A 22047-nucleotide genomic window follows, 5' to 3' on the forward strand; every position below is an offset into this window, starting at 1 on the left:
AACATGGAAACCACCATCCTCTTTGCCCCGCTGGTGGGCGCGCTGATCTGCGGGTTCGGCTGGAAGTTCATTGGTGAGAAAGCTGCCATGTGGACCGCCACAGGCCTGCTGTTCTTGGCCTGTCTGCTGTCGTGGATTGTGTTCTTCACCTTCGACGGAGTGACCCAGCAAGTCGAGATCATGCGCTGGATCGAGAGCGGATCACTGTCGACAAGCTGGGCGGTGCGTCTGGACCGACTTACTGCGATCATGCTGATCGTTGTCACGACCGTGTCGGCGCTCGTGCACCTCTATTCCTTCGGCTACATGGATCACGACCCGCAATGGCGCGAGGGCGAAAGCTATAAGCCGCGCTTCTTTGCATATCTGTCCTTCTTCACCTTTGCCATGCTGATGCTGGTGACGTCGGACAATCTGGTTCAGATGTTCTTTGGCTGGGAAGGCGTGGGCGTCGCGTCCTACCTGCTAATTGGCTTTTACTATCGTAAGCCATCTGCCAACGCCGCAGCGATGAAAGCGTTCATCGTCAACCGTGTCGGCGACTTTGGTTTTGCGTTAGGGATTTTCGCGCTGTTCTTCCTGACGGACAGCATAAACTTCTCGGACATTTTCGCCTCGGCACCAGAGCTGGCCGAAATGCAGTTGCACTTCCTGTGGGGCGAGTGGAACGCCATCGAGGTGATCTGTGTGCTGCTGTTCATCGGCGCGATGGGTAAATCGGCGCAGCTGATCCTGCACACCTGGTTGCCGGATGCGATGGAAGGTCCGACACCTGTGTCGGCGCTGATCCACGCCGCGACCATGGTAACGGCGGGTGTGTTCCTGGTGTGTCGCATGTCGCCGCTGATGGAGTTCGCGCCAGGCGCGACCGGGTTCATCACCGTGCTGGGTGCATCCACAGCGTTCTTTGCCGCAACCGTGGGTCTGGTTCAGACCGACATCAAACGCGTGATCGCTTATTCGACCTGTTCGCAGCTGGGTTACATGTTCGTTGCGGCTGGCGTTGGCATGTATTCGGCGGCAATGTTCCACTTGTTCACTCACGCCTTCTTCAAGGCTCTGCTGTTCCTTGGGGCCGGTTCGGTGATTAATGCAATGCATCACGAGCAGGAGATGACCGAATACGGCGGCCTGCGGAAGAAAATCCCCTATACGTTCTGGGCGATGATGATCGGAACGCTGGCCATCACCGGCGTTGGTATTCCGCTAACCACTATTGGTTTTGCTGGGTTCCTGTCGAAAGATGCGATCATTGAGAGTGCCTATGCTGGCGGGTCTGCCTATGGATTCTGGCTGCTGGTGATCGCGGCTGCGTTCACTGCGTTCTACAGCTGGCGTTTGATCTTCCTAACGTTCTACGGCGAGCCGCGCGGGGATCAGCACACGCATGACCATGCGCATGAAAGTCCAATGACCATGCTGGTGCCCTTGGGCGTGCTGTCCTTGGGCGCTGTCTTTGCCGGGATGATCTGGTACGGCAATTTCTTTGGCCACGCGGACAAGGTCGGCAAATTTTATGGCATTCCGGTTGCAGAAGCGTCAGAGCATGCCGAAGCGGACGATCATGGCGCTGCGGATACACATGCTGACGAAGCGCACGCGGACGATGGCCACGGTGATGAAGCTCATGCAGACGAAAGCCATGCTGATGCAGGCCATGCTGATGAGGAACATGATGCGCATGGTGGCGACCATCATTATGCCTTTGTGGGTGAGCCCGGCGAAGGTGCCATCTACATCGCGCCAGACAACCATGTTCTGGACGATGCGCATGCGGCTCCGAAGTGGGTCAAGGTTTCACCCTTCGTGGCGATGCTGCTGGGCTTTGTCATGGCTTACTGGTTCTACATCGTGAACCCGTCCTTGCCGGGACGCTTAGCGCAGAACCAACGCCCGCTTTACCTGTTCCTGTTGAACAAGTGGTACTTTGACGAAATCTACGATGCGATTTTCGTCAAACCCACTGTTGCCCTTGGCCGGTTCCTTTGGAAACGCGGTGATGGCAACACAATCGACGGCTTCCTGAACGGTGTGGCCATGGGTGTTGTTCCCTTCTTTACCCGCCTAGCAGGCAAGGCGCAGACGGGCTACATCTTTACTTACGCCTTCTGGATGGTTCTGGGTATCGCTGCCCTTGTAACCTGGATGTCGATCGGCGGAGGCGCACACTAATGGATAATATCCTCTCGATCGTCACCTTTATCCCCGCAGTGGCGGCAGGCATTCTAGCCCTGTTCCTGCATGGTGAGGATGCGGCTGCGCAGCGCAACGCAAAGTGGGTTGCGTTGGTGGCGACCACTGTAACCTTCTTTGTCTCGATCGGCATCTATACCGGCTTTGATCCGTCCAACACCGGCTTCCAGATGGTGGAAGAGGGCGAGTGGCTGCTGGGTCTGAAATACAAGATGGGTGTGGACGGCATCAGCGTTCTGTTCGTGTTGCTGACCACCTTCATCATGCCGCTGACCATTCTGGCCAGTTGGCAGGTCACCGACCGCGTTAAGGAATACATGATCGCGTTTCTGCTGCTGGAAACGCTGATGCTGGGCGTCTTCATGGCGCTGGATCTGGTGCTGTTCTATCTGTTCTTCGAGGCAGGCCTGATCCCGATGTTCCTGATCATCGGTATCTGGGGCGGCAAAGATCGGATCTACGCAAGCTTCAAGTTCTTCCTTTATACCTTCCTCGGTTCGGTGCTGATGTTGGTGGCGATGGTTGCGATGTATGCGGATGCTGGCACCACGGATATCGAAGCGCTGATGAGCCATCAGTTCTCCTCGGAAGGTTTCAGCGTACTGGGCATCTACATCGTCGGCGGTATGCAGACTCTGATGTTCCTGGCGTTCTTTGCTTCGTTTGCCGTGAAGATGCCGATGTGGCCGGTGCACACCTGGTTGCCCGACGCCCACGTGCAGGCGCCCACCGCGGGCTCTGTCGTGCTGGCGGCGATCCTTCTGAAAATGGGTGGCTACGGCTTCCTGCGGTTCAGCTTACCAATGTTCCCGGTGGGCTCGGCAGTGATGACTGATCTTGTGCTGTGGATGTCGGCAATTGCAGTCGTTTACACCTCGCTAGTCGCACTGGTGCAAGAGGACATGAAAAAGCTGATTGCCTATTCTTCGGTCGCGCATATGGGTTTCGTGACGATGGGCATCTTTGCTGCGAACCAGCAAGGCATCGACGGCGCAATCTTTCAGATGCTCAGTCACGGGTTCATCTCGGCGGCGTTGTTCTTGTGCGTTGGCGTTATCTATGACCGGATGCACACGCGCGATATCGACGCTTACGGCGGTCTTGTGATCCGCATGCCTGCCTATGCGCTTGTGTTCATGTTGTTCACCATGGCCAATGTCGGCCTGCCAGGAACAAGTGGATTCATCGGCGAATTCCTGACCCTGATGGGGGCCTTCCAGGTCAACACTTGGGTAACGGCTGTGGCCGCATCCGGCGTGATCTTCTCGGCGGCCTATGCGCTGTGGCTGTATCGCCGCGTCGTATTTGGCGATCTCATCAAGGAAAGCCTGAAGGCGATGACCGATATGAGCTCGCGCGAGCGGCTGATTTTCGCCCCATTGATCATCATGACCATCCTGCTCGGCGTGTACCCTTCGCTTGTAACCGACGTGATCGGCAACTCGACCGCTGCGCTGATTTCGAATTATGACACGGCTCTGGCCGCGGCTGAGGCCGCGACCCAGACGGCCGCCTCGCATTAAGGGAGCTTTGGAGACATGATCCAGGCTGATCTGACAATAATTCTGCCGGAAATCGTTCTGGCCGTGTATGCGATGGCCGCTTTGATCGGGGCTGTTTACACGACTAAAGACGCGCTGGCGCCAATTCTGGTGTGGACGACCGCTGGCCTGATGGCGCTGCTGTCCTTGTGGATCGCCACTAATGGCGATGGCGTGAATGTGGCGTTCAATGGCATGTTCGTTGATGACGGGTTCTCACGCTTTGCCAAGGTTGCGATTCTTTTGTCAGCTGCTGCTGTTTTGGTGATGAGCCAGGATTACATGGCCCGTCGCGATTTACTGCGTTTTGAATACCCATTGTTGGTCGCCTTGGCCGCTGTAGGTATGATGATGATGGTTAGCGCAGGCGATCTGATGTCGCTGTATATGGGGCTGGAACTGCAGTCGCTGTCGCTATACGTCGTGGCTGCTTTGCGCCGGGATAGCGCGAAATCAACCGAAGCCGGACTGAAATATTTTGTGTTAGGGGCGCTCTCTTCGGGTTTGCTGCTATATGGTGCGTCGCTGGTCTATGGCTTTACTGGCACCACGCTGTTCTCGGGCATAATTCAGACCGTCCATCACGGGGAAGTTTCAGTCGGGCTATTGTTCGGCCTCATCTTCCTGATCTCTGGTCTGGCATTCAAAGTTTCGGCTGTGCCTTTCCATATGTGGACACCGGACGTGTACGAAGGCTCGCCCACGCCAATAACAGCATTTTTTGCGACAGCACCAAAAGTGGCTGCGATGGCATTGTTTGCCCGGCTGCTGCATGACGCATTTGGCGGAGTGATCAAGGACTGGCAGCAGGTCATCGTACTGCTTTCTGTCCTGTCGATGCTGCTGGGGGCAGTCGCGGCGATTGGGCAACGTGACATCAAACGGCTGATGGCGTTTTCGTCGATTGCCCATATGGGGTACGCACTGATCGGTCTGGCCGCAGGTACGGAAATGGGCATCAAGGCGATGCTGATGTATCTGGCAATCTACGTAACAATGAACATAGGTACCTTCGCGTTCATCTTGATGATGGAACGCGATGGTAAGCCTGTGACTGATATTGACGCGTTGCGCCAGTATTCGAAACGCGATCCGGGTAAAGCTCTGGCCGTTCTGATCCTCATGTTCTCGCTTGCTGGCGTGCCGCCAATGCTGGGTTTCTTCGCCAAGTTCGGCGTCTGGCAAGCCGGTATTGATGCGGGGCTTATCGGGTTGGTTATAGTCTCGGCTATCGCCTCGGTTATCGGTGCGTTCTACTATCTGCGGATCGTTTTCTATATGTACTTCGGAGATGAGAACGAAGACCCGATCGAGACGCATTCCACTCCGGTTCTGTGGGTCGCTTTGATGGGATCAGCAGCACTGATGCTTGTTGGGGTGTTCTATCAGTTCGGCATTGAGGGCGCGGCGGCAGCTGCTGCGGCAACGCTTGTTAACTGACGTGGCTGACATTCAATTGCAGGAGGCTCGGTCGGCAGACCGGGCCTTTTTGACATGACCAGTTGGCCTCAAGGATATGGTCTGCACATCGTGCAAGAGGTCGACAGCACGTTAAACGAGGCGGCACGTCTAGCACAGACTGCGCCGGGTCCTGTTTGGATCATGGCACATCACCAGACTGCCGCGCGGGGGCGGCGGGGCCGAGCTTGGGCTAACCCTAAAGGCAATTTGGCCGCGACCCTTTTGATGCGGCCTCGGGGCAATCCCGAGGAGGCAGCGTTGCGCAGTTTCGTTGCGGCACTGGCGCTGTATGACGCTTGCGTCGCGGTGACAGGACGCGCGGCAGGGCTATCGCTAAAATGGCCAAATGATGTGCTGTTAAATGGCGGCAAGTTGGCGGGTATTCTGTTGGAGAGCACCGGGCAAGGCCGAGACCTTTCGCATCTTGCCATCGGTATTGGCGTAAATCTGTCTGAGGCACCGCCAGCTTATGCTTTGGAACCAAGTGCGGTTCGGCCTGTCTCGTTGCTGTCGGAAACGGGTTCTGCCGTCCTGCCCGAAGATTTCCTGACAGAACTTGCTGCGGCTTATGCGCGGCTTGAAACTCAGTTTGTGACCTTTGGGTTCGAGCCGATCCGAACGGCCTGGCTGTCTCGGGCCGCGCGGCTGGGTGAGGTTATCACGGCCCGCACTTCGACGTCCGAGACGGTAGGTACCTTTGAAACCGTGGACTCCAACGGAAACCTTGTCCTAATGACCGCTAAGGGTCGCGCCAGCATTCCTGCGGCGGATGTGTTTTTTTAAAGGAGGCTCAGATGCTTCTGGCAATTGACTGCGGCAACACCAATACCGTTTTCTCGATCTGGGATGGCGAACAGTTTCTGTGCACTCTCCGGACCTCGACCCACCATTCGCGTACGGCAGACGCTTATTTCACTTGGTATTCAACGCTGGTGAAGCACTATGGGATCGAAGCGGATATTACCGATGTCGTAATTGCTTCGACCGTGCCACGCGTGGTGTTCAACCTCCGCATCTTCGCGGACCGGTTCTTTGGCTGCAGACCGCTGGTTGTGGGCAAGCCTGAGTGCCTTTTGCCCGTGGCGCCACGCGTTGACGAAGGGACAGTTCCCGGCCCTGATCGGTTGGCAAATGCTGTGGGTGCGTTCGACCGGCACGGAGGCGACATTGTGGTCGTCGATTTCGGTACTGCTACGAATTTCGACGTTGTGGCGTCGGATGGGGCCTATGTTGGCGGCATCATTGCGCCGGGCGTAAATCTGAGCCTTGAGGCGCTACATCAGGGGGCGGCGGCGTTACCGCATATCGACATCACCCGTCCGGAAAAGGTGATCGGGACGAATACGGTTGGCTGCATCCAATCTGGCGTGTATTGGGGCTATTCCGGTTTGATCGAAGGTCTAATTGCTCGGATCAAAGCGGAATACGGTATGCAGATGAAAGTGGTCGGTACCGGTGGGCTTGCGCCTTTGTTCGATCAGGCAGATGTCGGGTTTGACGTGATTGAAGACGATCTGACGATGCACGGGCTGACCGTGATCCATCGCTATAACAAGGATAATGGCTCAACATGAGCAGTGAACGACTGATCTATCTGCCGCTGGGTGGCGCGGGCGAAATTGGGATGAACGCGTATGTCTATGGTTATGGTAAACCGGGGCAGGAACGTCTGATCCTTGTCGATCTTGGTGTGACTTTCCCCGACATGGATACAACGCCCGGCGTTGACTTGATCCATGCCGATATTTCGTGGTTGCAGGAAAGGGCCGATCGGCTTGATGCTGTTTTCGTCACCCACGCGCATGAGGATCACGTCGGAGCCGTAGCGCATTGTTACGAAGCATTGGGTGCCCCGATCTACGCGCGAGCCTTCACCGCCAACATCGCGCGTCGCAAGATGGAAGAGCATGGCCACCCCGAAGATGCAGTTCGTACGGTTTCGGCTTGGCCTGAGCAGACCAAAGTTGGGCCGTTCACGATTGGGTTCTTGCCGGTCTCGCACTCAATCCCGGAAAGCGCTGCTCTGGTGATTGATACGCCTGCTGGGCGTATTGTGCATACCGGCGACTTTAAACTCGACGCTAACCCAATTGTGGGCGAACCCTTTGATCCCGATCTGTGGACCGAGGTCGCAAAACCCGGCGTGAAAGCGTTGGTGTGCGACAGCACCAACGTTTTTTCTCCCCATGCCGGTCGCTCGGAATCGGAAGTGGGCCCTGAGATCACCAGCTTGGTTGAAAGGGCCGAAGGTATGGTCGTGGCGACCACCTTTGCGTCAAACGTTGCGCGGGTGAAAACGCTGGCCGAAGCAGGGCAACGCGCCGGGCGTTCAGTTGTGTTGTTGGGCCGCGCAATGCGGCGGATGATCGAAGCCGCGACCGAAACGGGAATTCTCTCAGATTTTCCTAAAGTCGTCAGCGCCGAAGAGGCAGTGGATCTGCCACGCCAGAACCTAATGCTGATCGTTACCGGAAGTCAGGGCGAGCGCCGCGCTGCCAGTGCGCAACTGGCTCGGGGTAAATATCGCGGTATAGAGCTTAAAGAAGGTGATCTTTTCTTATTCTCGTCCAAAACCATCCCTGGAAATGAACGCGGCGTGATCTTTATCATGAACCAGCTCAGTGAAAAGGGTGTGGATGTGGTGGACGACAGCTCGGGCCTGTACCACGTGTCGGGCCACGCTAACCGACCTGATCTTGAAAAAGTGCATGCGTTGATTGACCCTCAGTTGGTTGTTCCGATGCATGGTGAGCACCGGCATTTGCGCGAACATGTCAAGCTGGCCGAAGCAGGCGGGCGCACCGGTATTCTGGCGGTGAACGGAACAATGGTTGATCTGACGGGTGACGCGCCGCAGGTGGTGGATTACATCGAAACTGGCCGTACTTATCTTGATGGAACCGTCAAGATTGGCGCCTTGGACGGTATTGTGCGCGACCGCATTCGCATGGCGCTGAACGGGCACGTGACGGTAACAGTCATTCTGGACGAAGAGGACGAACCACTGGGCGAGCCATGGTGCGACACGATGGGTCTGCCCGAGATCGGAACGTCCCGCGCCGCACTGGTCGAGGTGCTGGAAGAGTACCTGAACCAGTTCCTTATGCGTGCTGAAGCCAAGACTTTGCGCGATGATGACAAGCTGGAAGAAGCCATGCGCCGCATCGTTCGCCAGACGGCAAAGGCCGAGATTGGCAAAAAGCCCGAGGTGACCACGGTGATCAGCCGGATGAAGTGAAGCCTAGTCTACGTCTGGCATCGGATAACCCTTGAGCTGCAGGAACATGCTTTGTTCCTCGGTATGCAGGTAAAGGGGCACATTTTCGGGCGGCTCGGGATCTGAAACTCGTGCCGCTATCTCAGCCAGAACGACCTCTGTGATGAAGGGCAAGTCCAACTCTCGGGCACGGTCGAGCGGCACCCATTGCAGGTGAGACAATTCATCAGATGCGCGGCTGAAATCGTCCAGGTCGCCCGTTATTGCGCTGGCATCGACCAGAAAGAACCTCGCATCAAACCGTCGTGGACGACCTGGCGGGGTTACTGCGCGGAACACGAATTGCAACGCGCTTGCAGCAGGGCGAAAACCGGAACCTGCAAAACCTTGCCAATCCTTGGGGATTTTTCCGCTCCAGCCGCCCGGTTCGCCCAATATTAGCCCGGTCTCTTCCCAAAGTTCACGGATCGCAGCAGCAGCCAATGCGTTCTGCAAACCTGGTTCAGACTTTTCATCCAGTCGCTTGGTGCACACCTCAGGTAGTGTCGAAGCCAGAGGTACAGTGCCGTCCTCTGGATCTACGGCACCGCCGGGAAATACGAATTTGTTCGGCATGAAAACGGCTTTCGCGCCCCGTTGACCCATCAGTATTGACGGTTCGGTCAGCCGGTTCCGTAGGACGATGACAGTTGCCGCATCCCGAATTGCCGTTTTGTCTTCACTCATGTGCAGTGTGGTCCCTTGACCTGGATCATCGGATTTCTTCAAATCCGTGCATACGACGCGCCCATTGATAAGCGACAACAGCACCTTTTAGACGAGGGAGCAAGAACAGCGACAGAGCCGTGCAGCCGATTGCAAAGATCATGAACATGGTCAGTGGTTCGGGGCGGAATTCCACATAGGTCACATGCAAGGCCGGGGCCAAAAGATGACCTACGAGTAGGATAGTCAGGTAGGCCGGACCGTCATCCGCCCGGTGGTGAAACAGCTCTTGTCCGCAACTGTCGCAGTTGTCTTTGACCTTCAGATAGCTTTTGAGAATCTTGCCCTCACCACATTTCGGGCAACGGCAACGGAAGCCTTTGACCAATGCGGGCCACGTCGGACGGTCGTTCTCAGCCGTTGTGTCGATGGTCTGATCAGTCATTTGAAACTCGCGCTTTCGTTTGAGCGAGATAATGCGCTTGTTTTATCGCGCAGAAAAGGGGGTGCGTCGCTTTGTGACGCCGGATGACAGCTGGTCGTTGTGAAGTTTTTTGCATTTTTTGCGACGGAACCGCCGTGGCCTTCCGTTTGAACCAATGTGAGCAGCGGCGATGGGGCCGCAAAGCAAAGGAAAAACGATATGCAAGTTGTCAAATTTATTCCGGTCATTCTTATCTCGGCCGTTGCAGTCACGGGAACTTCTGTTCTGGCTGCCGGACCAAAAGATCGCGAACCAGTAAGCTTTCAGGAACTGGATGCCAATAGTGATGGTCAACTGACACAAGAAGAATTGGAAAACCACCGGATGCAGCGATTCACTAAGGCTGATACCGATGGTGATGGTAAGTTGAGCGTCGAGGAAATGCAGGCCGCAGCTCAGCAAAATGCCAACGAACGTGCAACGAAGATGTTCGAAAGGCACGACGCAAACAAGGACGGTTTTCTAACTGACGACGAGTTGCCCAAGCCGCGCCGTGGTGGCAAGATGTTTGACCGTATCGACGCGGATAACAGCGGGACAATCTCGGAGCAGGAATATAGTGATGCGAAAGAGCGGATGGGCCGAAAGCACAAAAAGCACGGCAAGGCGGACTCTGACGACAGCTGATAAAGGATGGAGGATCTGACCTCCCCATTGCAAGACGTTCGCGGCACTGATTGCGCCGCGAACACGTCGGATGATGCCTTACTGCGGCAGTTCGCGGAAGGTGATGAATTGGCGGCGCGCGAGTTGACAGATCGGCTGGGACCTCGATGCTTTTCAGTGGCTCTTCGGATGTTGGGAAACCGGGCCGAGGCAGAAGATGTGACGCAGGACGCCATGATGCGCCTATGGCAGATGGCACCGAAATGGGAGACGGGGCAGGCCAAGGTGTCTACTTGGCTTTATCGCGTTACCTTGAACCTTTGCGTGGACGTGCAACGTAAGAAGCGACCGGACAGTCTTGATGACGTGCCCGAACCACAAAATGAAGAACTCAGCGCGGTAGATCGCTTACAAGAAGCGGCGCGCAAGGATGCATTGCAGATGGCGTTGTCGCAGTTGCCGGACCGTCAGAGACAAGCTGTTATCTTGCGGCATATCGAGGAATTGCCCAACCCCGAGATTGCCGGGATCATGGGTGTTTCGACGGAAGCAGTGGAAAGCCTTACCGCCCGTGGAAAACGTGCTTTGGCTGCGATATTGGCCAAACGGCAGGATGAATTGGGGTACGATGATGACTGAAGACGATATGGAACTAGATCAGTTGTTTGCCCAAGCCCGGCAGACCCGACCCACTTTGCCAGATGACCTGGCAGTGCGCATTCTGACAGACGCCGAGGCTGTACGTCTTGAACGGACGAAACTTGTTGTGCGGCAACGGGGTGTACTGGCGCGCATTTTGGATGGCATCGGGGGGTGGCAAAGCATGGGTGGTTTGGTTGCAGCCAGCGCTGCCGGTGTCTGGATTGGCTTTTCAGCACCTGACTTTTTGCCTGATGCAGCGCCCCTACTTTATCCGCAGGACACCAGCTTTGTAGTTGCTGATCTTGGATTTGATACAACATTCCTGGAGGACGCTGAATGACCGATAATGCCAAGCCCAAAAGACGGTGGGTAACGGTTTTGTTGACCGTATCACTGGCGCTAAACCTATTGGTCGCTGGGGTTGCCTTGGGCACGGTTTACAGGGTCAAAGGCAGTGATCATAGCAAGACACCACCGGGATTTGGGCCAGCGTTGTATCGTGCCTTGCCCAAAGAGGATCGCAAGTCACTGCGTGGGGAGCTATCAGAGCGGCATGTCAGGGGCGCTAAACTGCGGTCTCAGGATTTTGCCAAGTTAGAGGCAGCTTTGCGAGCGGACCCATTTGATCCGTCTGCTGTGCAGTCGCTATTGCAGCAACAGGCGCAGTCGATGGTCGAAATGCAAAGTGCGCTGCAGGAAAAATGGCTCGCACGGGTCACTGCAATGACAGATGCCGAACGTCAGGCCTATGCGGATCGGCTACAAGAGGTGGTGAAGCGCAAGCCACATGGGCGCAAACATAAGGACTAGGTCAATCAGGTCGTGTTTTGTTGAACCTGGTCACGACCACCGGTCTTAGCAGCATAAAGCGCGGTGTCGGCGGATTGGATCAGACTGTCCAACTGAGCGGGCTGATCTGATTGGGTTTGCCCTGCTGGTTGGGTGGCGGTCAATCCAATGCTGATTGTGACTGAAATCGGATCCGGGGTGCCTGGCACGTCGAATGGGTCTGCTCGAATACAGTCACACAGGTTTCGCGCCAGCTCTAAGGCCTTGACCTGCGTCGTGTTCGAAAGGCCGATCATGAACTCCTCGCCCCCAATCCGAGCAACAAAGCCGTCCGAGCCAACAGTTTGCGCCATGCGCGTAGCTGCCTCGGCCAAAACACTATCGCCGGCGGCGTGGCCAAACGTGTCGTTGACCGATTTAAAGTGGTCAATGTCGGCCAGCATCAGCGCCAAACTTTGGCCTTTCCGGGCGGATTGATGAGCCATCTGATCAATGGCACTCATCGCAAAACGTCGATTGTGTAACCCAGTCAATGGGTCGACCCAAGACTCGACAATCCCCCGTTGTAACGATGCACGCATATGATCCCTCAAGGTTTTGCGTGCAATCTGGTTCTCAAGTCTCAAAAGGATTTCGTCCGGGCAGAAGCCAGCCATGCATACTGCATCGATGCCACGATCCAGTGCTTCTGCTGCCAATTCTGCGTCCCCGTTTTCCAGAACGCCGATCAATACGGTGTGGCGCGTTATCCCGCGAGACTTCAAATCCGCCAGCAGCTGCAGTCCTGACGGGCAGCCGCTGACCTCAAGCAATATGGCATCAGGTATAGGTCCCGACAATATACTTCGAAGGTTTGACGCAGTATGCGCGGACAAGCTGTAATGAGTTTGTTTTGACAAAGCGTTTTGCCACAGGGCCCCAGTTCGAGACGACTGCGTTAGAATTGCAATACGGGCAGCTTTGGGAGGCATAATTGACGCGTTGCCAGGTTCGGCAAAACCGATCGGATTCGACGCGATGTTGATCTGCAGATCTTGTGTTTCGGCTTGCGTGCGCAAGAGACTGCGAACTCGGGCCAAAAGGAATGTATCTTTGAACGGGTAAGCTAGAACGTCATCTAACCCGTCAGATAGCGCCTTCAGCTGGGCAGCCTTGTCGTTTTGCAGCGCAATTGCAACGACCGGAACGTCGATCAGTTCCGGGTTGGCCAAAACCATTTTTTTAACGTCCGCTGCAGTACCATCCGGCAAGGTTTGAGAGGTCAGCACGAGGTCAGGTTTGCTGCGCCGCAAAAGGCTTGCCAAGCCCTGAAGCCGTTCGCCTTGTACGACGTGATACCACGCCGCGGTCAGCTGAACCTTCAGCATGATGCGATTGGTTGAAGTCCCATCGAGGACAAGGATTGTTCCTTGCGCGGACATATGAGTCACCATTGATTGCATGCGTTGCCAAAGTGTTTATGAGTCTGGTTAACAAACCCTTTCCAAGATCTGATGCGGGGCCATTAATGTCGATTTCCACCCAGTCTGCTGAAACCTTGGCTTTGAATGTTCTGGGGTGGCTCGTCAGCAATGATGAATTGTTGCCTGTGTTCTTGGGCTCGACCGGAGCATCGTCCCAGGATCTACGGGACCGAGCGGGTGAGCCTGAATTCCTTGGTTCTGTTCTGGAATTTCTGATGCTTGACGATTCCTGGGTGATCGATTTTTGTGATGCGAATTCCGTACCCTACGACCTGCCGGGTCAGGCTCGTGCGGTGCTGTCCGGTGCCGCCGACGTCCACTGGACCTAAATCAACCACTTTGCCGGAGCAAATAATGTCCATAGATGCGATCCTGTTCGACAAGGATGGAACCCTGTTTGACTTTGCGAACACATGGGGTGCTTTCGGACGAAACTTAGTGCTGCGCTTGGCAGATGGAGATCACAAGCAGGCGGCCGAATTGGGGCGTGCCATCGGTTTTGATCTTGAAACGGCCACCTATGCCGAAGACAGCATCGTCATCGCCGAAACAGTCGAGGAAATCGCCGAGGTTCTTGCGGAACATGTGCCAAACATGTCGCTTGAGGAAATGGTCGATGTACTGAACACCGAAGCAGCCGCGGCACCCCAAGCTCAAGCCGTTCCATTGGTTCCCTTTCTGGAAGGATTACGACAAGCAGGACTCAAGCTGGGTGTGGCGACCAATGACAGCGAGGCACCAGCGTTGCAGCACTTGGCTTCAGTAGGAATTCACGAACATTTCGATTTTGTGGCCGGGTATGACAGTGGCCATGGGTATAAACCGGGTCCGGGTCAGTTATTGGCATTTGCAACTCATGTCGGTGTAGCGCCAGAGAACGTAGCTATGGTCGGGGACAGCCTGCACGATCTGCAAGCAGGACGCGCCGCTGGAATGACCACTATCGGTGTTCTAACTGGGATTGCTGGGGCTGAAGCACTGGCACCGATGGCGGATGTAGTGCTGCCTGATATTGGGTGTATCCCTGATTGGTTGTCAAAAACTGGGCTTGGCCGAGTCAATTTCGGCGCTTCGGAATAAAAAACCGACAAAACCTGTCGCAGATAGAGCGGCCAGACACCCGGCTTCGGGGCTTGCATAGGGTCAAGCAAGTTCCGGAGGAAAAGATGGCTGACACAAAAACTCGTAGGCGTCGTGGAGGCGGACGGGCTGGGGCCGCCGAACGCAGGGGCAGCGCGGTGATCGATCAGATGCCCTTCAACCCTCCGGTCAATATCGATCGCCCGACCGAACCGCTGGATCAGGACGGGATTGAGGCGATCCACGAGGGGGCCATGCGCATTCTCGAAGAGATTGGGATCGAGTTTTATAACGAGGAAGCCAAGGACATTCTCCGCGAAGCGGGTTGTATTGTCGAAGGCGACAACGTGCGCATAGGCCGTGACTTTGTCATGGAGATGGTGGGTAAAGCGCCATCCAGCTTTACGATCACACCGCGAAATACCGACCGCACGATTGAGATTGGCGGCAAGAATATGGTGTTTGGCAACGTGTCTTCGCCGCCGAACTATTGGGATATGGAGATAGGTACAAAGGTTCCTGGAAACCGGGAAATGTGTCGCAACCTTCTGAAACTGACACAGTATTTCAATTGCATTCATTTCGCGGGAGGCTACCCGGTAGAGCCAGTGGACATCCATGCCAGCGTCCGACATTTGGATGTGCTCTATGACAAGCTGACTCTAACCGACAAAGCGATGCATGCCTATTCGCTTGGTAAAGAGCGGGTCGAGGATGTCATGGAAATGGTCCGCATCGCTGGCGGTCTGAGCCACGAAGAGTTCGAAGCCACGCCGCGAATGTATACCAACATAAACTCGACCTCACCGTTGAAACACGACCATCCGATGATCGACGGGTGTTTGCGTTTGGCGCGACGGGGACAGGCTATCGTGGTGACCCCGTTCACCTTGGCCGGGGCGATGGCGCCCGTGACGATGGCCGGAGCTGTGGCACAATCTTTGGCCGAGGCCCTTTGTGCAATTGCCCTGTTCCAATATGTTCGACCGGGTATTCCTTGCGTTATCGGAACGTTTACCTCGAATGTTGATATGAAGTCCGGTGCTCCGGCTTTTGGGACTCCGGAATATATGCGCTCAACCCAGATGACGGGGCAGATGGCGCGGTTCTATGGCCTGCCGATGCGTTCGTCAGGTGTTTGTGCTGCGAATGTGCCTGATGGGCAATCGGTTTGGGAGACATCGAACTCATTGTGGGCGGCCGTTCAGTCGGGCACCAACATGGTCTATCACGCGGCCGGGTGGCTTGAGGGCGGCCTGATCGCCAGCCCCGAGAAGTTCATCATGGATTGCGAGATTTTACAGCAAATTCAGCGGTATATGCAGCCCGAGATCACAGCAACGGGCCCGGATGAAATCGCGTTGGATGCGATCCGCGCGGTGGGCAATGACGGCCATTTCTTTGGTATCCAGCATACGCAGGACCGATACACGACGGCCTTCTATCAACCGTTCCTCAGCGATTGGAAAAACTTCGAAGGCTGGAATGTGGCAGGTGGCATATGGACAGCGGAACGCGCCCATCACATGTTCAAGGAAATTATCACCAGCTTCGAAGCGCCACCGATGGATGACGGAATTAGGGAAGAGCTGGCCGATTTCGTAGCACGCCGCAAGGCTGAGGGTGGGGCACCAACGGATTTCTAGTTTCGCACCAAGCGCTTCCACTGTGAAACTTGTTCAGATTATCGGTATCCGACACCCTATCTTGGCATTTTGTTAAGGAATCTCAGAACAGATTGAATGTAAATCTATCTGGGGTGTTTCATGCATGGTCTGATTAATCGGGCGGTTCAGTCGTTTGTATGCGCGACGTATGGGCAATCATGCTGGTTGCGAGTGACGGAAGCGGCCGAGCTGGGTTTGATAGAGTTCGAGGCCATGCTTGTTTACGACGACAACGTGACAGCAAAGGTTTTGGACTCGCTATGCGCTGACTTAGGTCGCACGAGCGCGGAAATCCTAGAAGACCTGGGTACCTACTTGGTCTCGCACCCAAATATGGAAGGTTTGCGCCGCCTGCTGCGGTTCGGTGGCGTAAACTACGTGGATTTTTTGCATTCTCTGGACGATTTGGCTGACCGTGTGCGGTTGGCCGTCTCTGACCTATACCTGCCGCCATTGGAGCTTATTGAAAACAGCCCGACTGACTACCAGTTGGTCTGCTATTCAGGTCTGCCCGGCTATTCCAGCGTGATGGTCGGGATTTTGCGCGCCATGGCCGACGACTACGGTGCTTTGGCCATGCTTTCTCATGATGGCCGAGAAGGTGAGACAGAAGTGATTTCAGTGGTGCTTGTTGAAAGTGCCTTTGCCGAGGGGCGCCATTTCGACCTTGGGGCAAGGAAATCATGATGGATACACGCGATTTGGCCGATCTACTGGAGACGCTTTGCCCTATGTTCGTTTTGGTGGACGAAGATGGCCAGATAACGCGCGTAGGCCCGACATTGCAAAAGTTGCGTCCCAACCTACTGATGGTAGGTAAAAAGTTTCTCGATGTTTTTGAGCTGGTTCGCCCGCGCTCGGTGACAGACCTTTCTGCACTGATGCCTTTGAACGGAGCCAAGGTGCATCTAAAATTCTATGACGCTCCACGCACTGCGTTGAAGGGTCTGATTGCACCACTGCCGCTGGGCAAAGGCGCGGTCATCAACCTGTCGTTCGGTATCTCAATTCTGGAAGCGGTGCGCGACTATTCTCTGACCAGCGCAGATTTTTCGGGTACTGATCTGGCCATCGAATTGTTGTATCTGGTCGAGGCGAAATCTGCCGCAATGGAAGCTTCGCGGTCGTTAAACCTGCGGTTGCAGGGTGCGATGCTTGCGGCCGAGGAACAAGCCTTTACCGACATGCTTACCGGGCTAAAAAACCGTAGGGCGATGGATGTAGTATTGGGACATTTGGTCTCGGGTAATTCGCCTTTTGCGATGATGCACCTGGATTTGGATTTCTTTAAGTCGGTCAATGATCAATACGGGCACGCTGCAGGTGATTTTGTGTTGCAGCAGGCTGCCAGTATAATGATTGAAGAAACCCGCACTGACGATACGGTTGCTCGTATTGGTGGGGATGAATTCGTGATTATTTTTAAGGGTCTGTCGGATGAAGATGTCCTGACAGCCATCGCGGAACGCCTTATTGAGCGGCTGCAAATGCCAATGGCCTTCGAAAGTAACACCTGTCGGATTTCAGCCAGCATTGGCACGGCTTTGTCCACGCAGTTTACACCTCCGAAAGCTGCCGAAATCCTGAATGCCGCCGATCTGGCTCTGTATGAAGCTAAGCGGAAGGGCAGATCTCGGCACTGTCTTTATTCAAAGCTTATGGACCTTCGCCAGGATGAAACTGCCCCTGGCGTGACTTTGGATTAACCGCGACTAAATTCTCGGCGAAACAATCAAGTGGAATAAAACGCACACGTCAGAGTGGCTGCTATATGCTCTTTGATCCGGGGCAACTCTCCGACAACAGGCATGACTTGGCCCTTGAAATTAGCCGCTTCAAGTTCTTGTGGAACGTCTTCCAGTACATGGCCGCCAGTGCATGCAAAATAGGGAAGGCAAACAGCCTGAGTTGATACACCCGATGCGGCCTCTGCGATTGACGGGGCTTCCTCGACAAATCCAGGGCGGATCGATCGAAACGTTATTTGCTGCTCCAATTCAACAGCAAATGCTCGCGCGACGGCGGACGGATTGCGGCTGCGGCCTGAGCCATGAGCCGCCAGAACCAAATCGGTCTCTTCTGGCGCCCATCGGTTTTGTCGCAACCTGTCTCGTAGCGCCTCGGCAACCAAAACGGGCAAATTTGGATCAATGCCAAGTGGATCAAGAATGCGTAAATCTCGCCCCGCCAGACGTTTAGGTAAGGCGCTGGTCACAAACCACCCTTTCGCCATGAAAAGTGGGTAAATCACGGCAGTATCCGGCAGTTCCGATATGCGCTGTTCGAACATCCCCGGCGCAGCAAGTGTCGCTGAGCCCACTGTGACGTCTTCACATAATGCGTCCACCTCAGCGGCATAGGCAGCTAGTTTCTGTTCTGCCGGAGCCGGGTCCGATGGTTGGCCGTGGGTGACGATGAGGGCGTGGGGCATTCGTAGAATCCTGTCTGGTTCTCCGATAGGTGTTTCCCCAAGCGCCAATGTCAATCCGAACTATGCCAAGGTCAGCCCAAAAGATTCAGCCAAAGCCAGACAGTTAAAATTGAGGCTGCCGTTCCAATAAGAACGGATGACGCTGCAACCCGTTTGGCTCGGCCGTACATATTGGCAAAGATATAGGCGTTGAATCCGGGTGCCATGGCCGAAGTCAGAACGCCAGAGCGGAGCAAGTCTTGTGGCAGTCCCGCCGAAGAGCCGAACAGCCACGTGAGGCTGGGGTGTAGTAACAATGAAATGCCGCACACATAGGCTATCGTGCGCAGGTCGCCTTCGGGCTTGTACTTGACCAGTGCCCCGCCCATTGCGAATAGGGCGCAGGGTAATGCAGCTTGGGTCACCAGACCAAGTGCGTCGTCCACGACCGCAGGTATCGTGATGCCGGACAGGTTCACGATAAATCCAAGTGCGATACCAAGAATCAGCGCATTGCGAAACATTGCGGTCAGCACTGACTGGACCGTTTGCTTGCCGCCATTTCCGCGGTTTCGCACAATCTCCATCACCGTGATACCGATGCAATAGCAAAACGGGGCATGGAAGGCGATGATCGCATAGTTCCCAGCCAAGTTCTCGGGCCCATATGCACGCTCGGTAATTGGCAGTCCCAGTAGGACCGAGTTCGAAAACAGGCAGCAAAACCCAATGGCGACGCAATCTTCCCATTCACGTCGAAAAATAAGGCGGGCACCAAACAGTCCGGCGGTGAAACTTAGTGCGGCTGCAGTGTAAAAGCTGGCCAGCAACCGAGGGTCAAAGCTGGTGCTCAAATCCAAATGGGAAATGGCAAAAAACAGAAGACAGGGGATTGCGAAGCTCTGGGTAAACTTCATCAATCCGTCGATATGGATTTCCTTGAAATACCCAAAAAACGTTGCCGAATAGCCGGCTCCGATCACCAGAAAAACTGGCAAGACAACGTCAATTAGGCTTTGCAGCATGTTGCTATCCCGGATGATCGCGAAGCCTGCATCAAACGAACTCTACAAAGCCTGGCGGATCACCATACCATCATAGGCAGGGGTGATATTTTCAGCGGTTTCAGCCTCGACTGTGGCGTAGTCGAGGTCGATATGCATGTTGGTCAACACCGCGCGATTTGGTTTTAACTGTTCGATCCACTCCAGCGTTTTTTCCAAATGCGCGTGAGTGGGGTGCGGTGACCGTCGCAAGGCATCAATGACCAGACAATCAAGCCCAACCATCATCTCCCACGCGTCTTCGTAAATTTCCGCCACATCCGGTAGGTAAACCAATTTGCCCATCCTGAATCCGAGCGAGTCGATTGAGCCGTGGTTGACCTTGAAGGGATGAAACGGGATCGGACCGCCGGGACCGTGAACCTCGAACGGTCCGTCGATAGACTTTAGGTCCAGAATTGGCGGGTAGGGCGAGCCTTCCGGCTGGATAAAGGCGTAACCAAACCTGCTAAGCAGCGCGTTCTGGGTGTCACCGTCGGCCCAAACCGGGACGCGTTCCTTCATATTGAACACAATCATTCGCAGATCGTCGATGCCGTGGACATGGTCGGCGTGCGAATGGGTGTAGACAACGCCATCCAGCCGCCCGGTTCCGCTGCTCAGCAACTGGGTGCGCATATCAGGTGTAGTGTCGATCAGGACGGATGTGGTGCCCTCGGGACCGTCGCGTTCAACCAGCATTGAACAGCGAAGCCGGATATTGCGCGGGTTTTGCGGGTCACAATCTCCCCAATGCCCACCCAATCGAGGTACGCCGCCGGATGATCCGCAGCCCAAAATGGTGCAGCGCAATTCGGTCATGCAGCTGCCTTGTAGGTCGCAACCTTGGTAAACAGGCTTTCGAAATTGGCCTGGGTTTGGGCTGCGAAATCGGCGTAAGTCATTCCAAAGACTTCGGCGCCTTTTCGGGCCGTATGAGCGGTGTAGGCCGGTTCGTTACGTTTTCCCCGATATGGTGGTGGGGCAAGGTAGGGTGCATCGGTTTCTACCAGAATGCGGTCGATTGGAGCGGCCGCAAAGATATCGCGCAGCTCCTGGCTTTTTGGAAAGGCGGCAATACCCGACATGGACAAGTAAAATCCAAGGTCCAACGCGGCTGCAGCCAGTTCGGCCGAGGAAGAAAAGCAGTGCATGACGCATGAGTAAGGTGCGTTGCGATGCTCCTCGGCAAGGATGCGAGCCATATCGTCGTCGGCCGCACGAGCGTGAATGATCAACGGTAGGCCGGTGCGCTGGGCGGCCTCTATGTGAATTCGCAAAGATTGCTTTTGCACTTCGGCGCTGTCGGCAGTGTAGTGGTAATCCAGTCCGGATTCACCAATGCCAACAAATTTGGGGTTTTGGGACAGTTCAACCAGCTCATCGACGGTGGCCATTGGCTCTTCAGCTGCGCTCATGGGATGGGTGCCCGCGGCATAGAAGACAGGTGCGTGTGCCTCGGCAATTGCGCGGACGGTGGGCTCGTTGCGTAGGCGTGTGCAGATCGTGACCATGCGTGTGACGCCCGCTTCGGCGGCGTTTGCGATGATCTGATCCAACTGCCCCTCAAAATCGGGGAAATCCAAATGGCAATGGCTATCGGTGATTTGGGGGGTGTCGCTCATCTGCTCTGACCGGCGGTTTCCTGTATCTTGAACACCGTATCTAGGACCAGAGCGGCAGGGTCAAGGTTCACCGCCTGACCATGGCGTGCGCGGGCTGTGATTGTCGCGGCAACTTCGGCCCATCGACGGGCCTGATGCGGCGAATTTGACAGGCGGGCGAGCGTTTCAGCTTCGTTCGGGGCAGCCTCGGGGGTGGGTGGCACACCGGTCGCACCGGTTAGGGCAAGGCGCGACAAGGCTAAATCAATCAAGTTGAGCAACAGCTCGAACCGGTCGGCAGCTCCGCGTTGGGCGGCGGCCTCAGCCAAGGCCAGCGCGCGTTGGCGATCCATCCGGGGCAGGGTGCCTAGAATGGCGATCAGTTCGGCGTAAATCTCTAACCCGCCCAAATTGATCAGACGCACCGCATCTCCTACGGATCCTGCTGCCAGTGCCGTCAGATGGTCGGTCTGGGCAACTAGTTCCGCACCGGTTTGAACAAGGGCGGCCTGCATGTCGTCAGTACCCAACGGTGACAAGCGCAATGTGCGGCAGCGGGATCGGATCGTTGGCAACAAACGCGAAGGCTGGTGTGAAACCAGCAATAAAGTGGTGCGCGCAGGCGGCTCTTCCAGCATTTTCAGCAGGGCATTGGCTGCGCTGACGTTCATTTCATCCGCTGAGTCCACTATAACCACCCGTCGACCGCCATCTGCGGAAGACAGACCGAAGAACTTTCCCAACTTGCGGATGTCATCGACGACGATTTCGTTGCGCAATCGCTCCTTATCGTTCAGGGACCGGGTGATGGGGGCAAGGCCTGGCTCGGCCCCTGCCAGAATACGACGCGCAACTGGGTGTTCGGGATCAATACTCAGGGATTCAGGCGGCGGAGGCGCGCCGAATAGCCCGTCATCCTCAGCAGGAGGAGTTGCTAGCAGAAACCGAGCGATCCGCCAGGCAAGCGTCGCTTTGCCGACCCCGCGCGGGCCGGTCAGCAACCAACCGTGATGCAACCTATCCGAGGTATAGGCACTCAGAAACGCTTGTTCAGCCTCGCTTTGACCGAACAAGTGCTGGGTTTCACGTGGGTGCGGCGCTCCAGGGGCCTGATCCGGGGAAGGAGTGTCGTCGCTCATCAA

At 55.5% G+C, this 22047-nt stretch carries 23 protein-coding genes; 15 read left to right on the forward strand and 8 right to left on the reverse strand.

Features of this window, described 5'->3' with window-relative positions; genetic code table 11:
• Positions 1 to 3: 3 nt before the first annotated feature.
• The 6 genes from nuoL to ACR0L3_RS02000 are packed head-to-tail and all read left to right on the forward strand — an operon-like array spanning position 4 to position 8433.
• The gene (gene nuoL / locus ACR0L3_RS01975; RefSeq protein WP_480743213.1) at positions 4 to 2172 is read left to right on the forward strand and encodes an NADH-quinone oxidoreductase subunit L; all 2169 of its coding nucleotides are present in this window, start codon (positions 4 to 6) and stop codon (positions 2170 to 2172) included.
• Positions 2172 to 3716, forward strand: a complete 1545-nt coding sequence (locus ACR0L3_RS01980) for an NADH-quinone oxidoreductase subunit M (RefSeq protein WP_480743215.1) — start codon at positions 2172 to 2174, stop codon at positions 3714 to 3716. Before nuoL ends, ACR0L3_RS01980 begins: the two co-directional genes overlap by 1 nt.
• A 15-nt stretch (positions 3717 to 3731) precedes the next feature.
• Positions 3732 to 5174 (forward strand): NADH-quinone oxidoreductase subunit NuoN, encoded by a 1443-nt coding sequence (gene nuoN / locus ACR0L3_RS01985; protein ID WP_480743216.1) that lies wholly within the window; start codon positions 3732 to 3734, stop codon positions 5172 to 5174.
• Positions 5175 to 5228: 54 nt separating this feature from the next.
• The gene (locus ACR0L3_RS01990) at positions 5229 to 5978 is read left to right on the forward strand and encodes a biotin--[acetyl-CoA-carboxylase] ligase (protein ID WP_480743218.1); all 750 of its coding nucleotides are present in this window, start codon (positions 5229 to 5231) and stop codon (positions 5976 to 5978) included.
• An 11-nt stretch (positions 5979 to 5989) separates the two neighbouring features.
• Entirely contained in the window at positions 5990 to 6769 is a 780-nt protein-coding gene (locus tag ACR0L3_RS01995; RefSeq protein WP_480743219.1) for a type III pantothenate kinase, read from the forward strand.
• Positions 6766 to 8433: a ribonuclease J gene (locus tag ACR0L3_RS02000; protein WP_480743221.1), complete on the forward strand. Its 1668-nt coding sequence runs from the start codon at positions 6766 to 6768 to the stop codon at positions 8431 to 8433. Before ACR0L3_RS01995 ends, ACR0L3_RS02000 begins: the two co-directional genes overlap by 4 nt.
• Before the next feature lie 3 nt (positions 8434 to 8436).
• On the opposite strand, the gene ACR0L3_RS02005 is transcribed toward ACR0L3_RS02000, so the two are convergent.
• Entirely contained in the window at positions 8437 to 9138 is a 702-nt protein-coding gene (locus tag ACR0L3_RS02005) for an NUDIX hydrolase (RefSeq protein ID WP_480743222.1), read from the reverse strand.
• Positions 9139 to 9163: 25 nt separating this feature from the next.
• Positions 9164 to 9562 carry a DUF983 domain-containing protein gene (locus ACR0L3_RS02010; RefSeq protein ID WP_480743224.1) on the reverse strand — a complete coding sequence of 133 codons (399 nt, stop codon included), beginning with the start codon at positions 9560 to 9562 and terminating at the stop codon, positions 9164 to 9166.
• Positions 9563 to 9760: 198 nt separating this feature from the next.
• Here ACR0L3_RS02010 and ACR0L3_RS02015 point away from each other — a divergent pair, with 198 nt between their 5' ends.
• From ACR0L3_RS02015 to ACR0L3_RS02030, 4 genes are read left to right on the forward strand one after another with little or no spacing between them, the layout of a single operon-like run.
• Positions 9761 to 10228: an EF-hand domain-containing protein gene (locus ACR0L3_RS02015; protein ID WP_480743226.1), complete on the forward strand. Its 468-nt coding sequence runs from the start codon at positions 9761 to 9763 to the stop codon at positions 10226 to 10228.
• A gap of 6 nt (positions 10229 to 10234) precedes the next feature.
• A complete protein-coding gene (locus ACR0L3_RS02020) occupies positions 10235 to 10846 on the forward strand; it encodes an RNA polymerase sigma factor (protein ID WP_480743228.1) in 612 nt (203 codons plus the stop codon).
• On the forward strand, positions 10839 to 11189 hold the full coding sequence (locus tag ACR0L3_RS02025; protein ID WP_480743229.1) for a hypothetical protein: 351 nt from the start codon (positions 10839 to 10841) through the stop codon (positions 11187 to 11189). Before ACR0L3_RS02020 ends, ACR0L3_RS02025 begins: the two co-directional genes overlap by 8 nt.
• On the forward strand, positions 11186 to 11659 hold the full coding sequence (locus ACR0L3_RS02030; protein ID WP_480743231.1) for a periplasmic heavy metal sensor: 474 nt from the start codon (positions 11186 to 11188) through the stop codon (positions 11657 to 11659). The genes ACR0L3_RS02025 and ACR0L3_RS02030 overlap by 4 nt, the downstream gene beginning before the upstream one ends.
• A gap of 5 nt (positions 11660 to 11664) precedes the next feature.
• On the opposite strand, the gene ACR0L3_RS02035 is transcribed toward ACR0L3_RS02030, so the two are convergent.
• On the reverse strand, positions 11665 to 13059 hold the full coding sequence (locus ACR0L3_RS02035; protein WP_480743232.1) for a diguanylate cyclase: 1395 nt from the start codon (positions 13057 to 13059) through the stop codon (positions 11665 to 11667).
• A gap of 86 nt (positions 13060 to 13145) precedes the next feature.
• Here ACR0L3_RS02035 and ACR0L3_RS02040 point away from each other — a divergent pair, with 86 nt between their 5' ends.
• The 5 genes from ACR0L3_RS02040 to ACR0L3_RS02060 all read left to right on the forward strand — a co-directional run bounded on the left by ACR0L3_RS02040 (position 13146) and on the right by ACR0L3_RS02060 (position 17554).
• Complete coding sequence (locus ACR0L3_RS02040; protein ID WP_480743234.1) at positions 13146 to 13430, forward strand: DUF3572 domain-containing protein; 285 nt, start codon at positions 13146 to 13148, stop codon at positions 13428 to 13430.
• A gap of 25 nt (positions 13431 to 13455) precedes the next feature.
• Positions 13456 to 14181, forward strand: a complete 726-nt coding sequence (locus ACR0L3_RS02045) for an HAD family hydrolase (protein ID WP_480743236.1) — start codon at positions 13456 to 13458, stop codon at positions 14179 to 14181.
• Between the two features lie 86 nt (positions 14182 to 14267).
• Positions 14268 to 15827, forward strand: coding sequence for a trimethylamine methyltransferase family protein (locus ACR0L3_RS02050; RefSeq protein ID WP_480743237.1), 1560 nt, complete (start codon positions 14268 to 14270; stop codon positions 15825 to 15827).
• 120 nt (positions 15828 to 15947) lie between these two features.
• The gene (locus ACR0L3_RS02055) at positions 15948 to 16535 is read left to right on the forward strand and encodes a heme NO-binding domain-containing protein (protein WP_480743239.1); all 588 of its coding nucleotides are present in this window, start codon (positions 15948 to 15950) and stop codon (positions 16533 to 16535) included.
• Positions 16532 to 17554, forward strand: coding sequence for a GGDEF domain-containing protein (locus tag ACR0L3_RS02060; protein ID WP_480743241.1), 1023 nt, complete (start codon positions 16532 to 16534; stop codon positions 17552 to 17554). The genes ACR0L3_RS02055 and ACR0L3_RS02060 overlap by 4 nt, the downstream gene beginning before the upstream one ends.
• A gap of 26 nt (positions 17555 to 17580) precedes the next feature.
• On the opposite strand, the gene ACR0L3_RS02065 is transcribed toward ACR0L3_RS02060, so the two are convergent.
• From ACR0L3_RS02065 to ACR0L3_RS02085, 5 genes are all read right to left on the reverse strand, one after another.
• Positions 17581 to 18279 carry a CbiX/SirB N-terminal domain-containing protein gene (locus ACR0L3_RS02065; protein ID WP_480743243.1) on the reverse strand — a complete coding sequence of 233 codons (699 nt, stop codon included), beginning with the start codon at positions 18277 to 18279 and terminating at the stop codon, positions 17581 to 17583.
• 71 nt (positions 18280 to 18350) lie between these two features.
• Complete coding sequence (locus ACR0L3_RS02070) at positions 18351 to 19283, reverse strand: AEC family transporter (RefSeq protein ID WP_480743245.1); 933 nt, start codon at positions 19281 to 19283, stop codon at positions 18351 to 18353.
• Positions 19284 to 19325: 42 nt separating this feature from the next.
• Positions 19326 to 20123: an MBL fold metallo-hydrolase gene (locus ACR0L3_RS02075; protein WP_480743246.1), complete on the reverse strand. Its 798-nt coding sequence runs from the start codon at positions 20121 to 20123 to the stop codon at positions 19326 to 19328.
• The gene (locus ACR0L3_RS02080) at positions 20120 to 20926 is read right to left on the reverse strand and encodes a TatD family hydrolase (RefSeq protein ID WP_480743248.1); all 807 of its coding nucleotides are present in this window, start codon (positions 20924 to 20926) and stop codon (positions 20120 to 20122) included. Before ACR0L3_RS02080 ends, ACR0L3_RS02075 begins: the two co-directional genes overlap by 4 nt.
• Complete coding sequence (locus tag ACR0L3_RS02085) at positions 20923 to 22044, reverse strand: DNA polymerase III subunit delta' (RefSeq protein ID WP_480743249.1); 1122 nt, start codon at positions 22042 to 22044, stop codon at positions 20923 to 20925. Before ACR0L3_RS02085 ends, ACR0L3_RS02080 begins: the two co-directional genes overlap by 4 nt.
• Positions 22045 to 22047: the final 3 nt, after the last annotated feature.

Source organism: Ruegeria sp. CK1 (assembly GCF_056536545.1).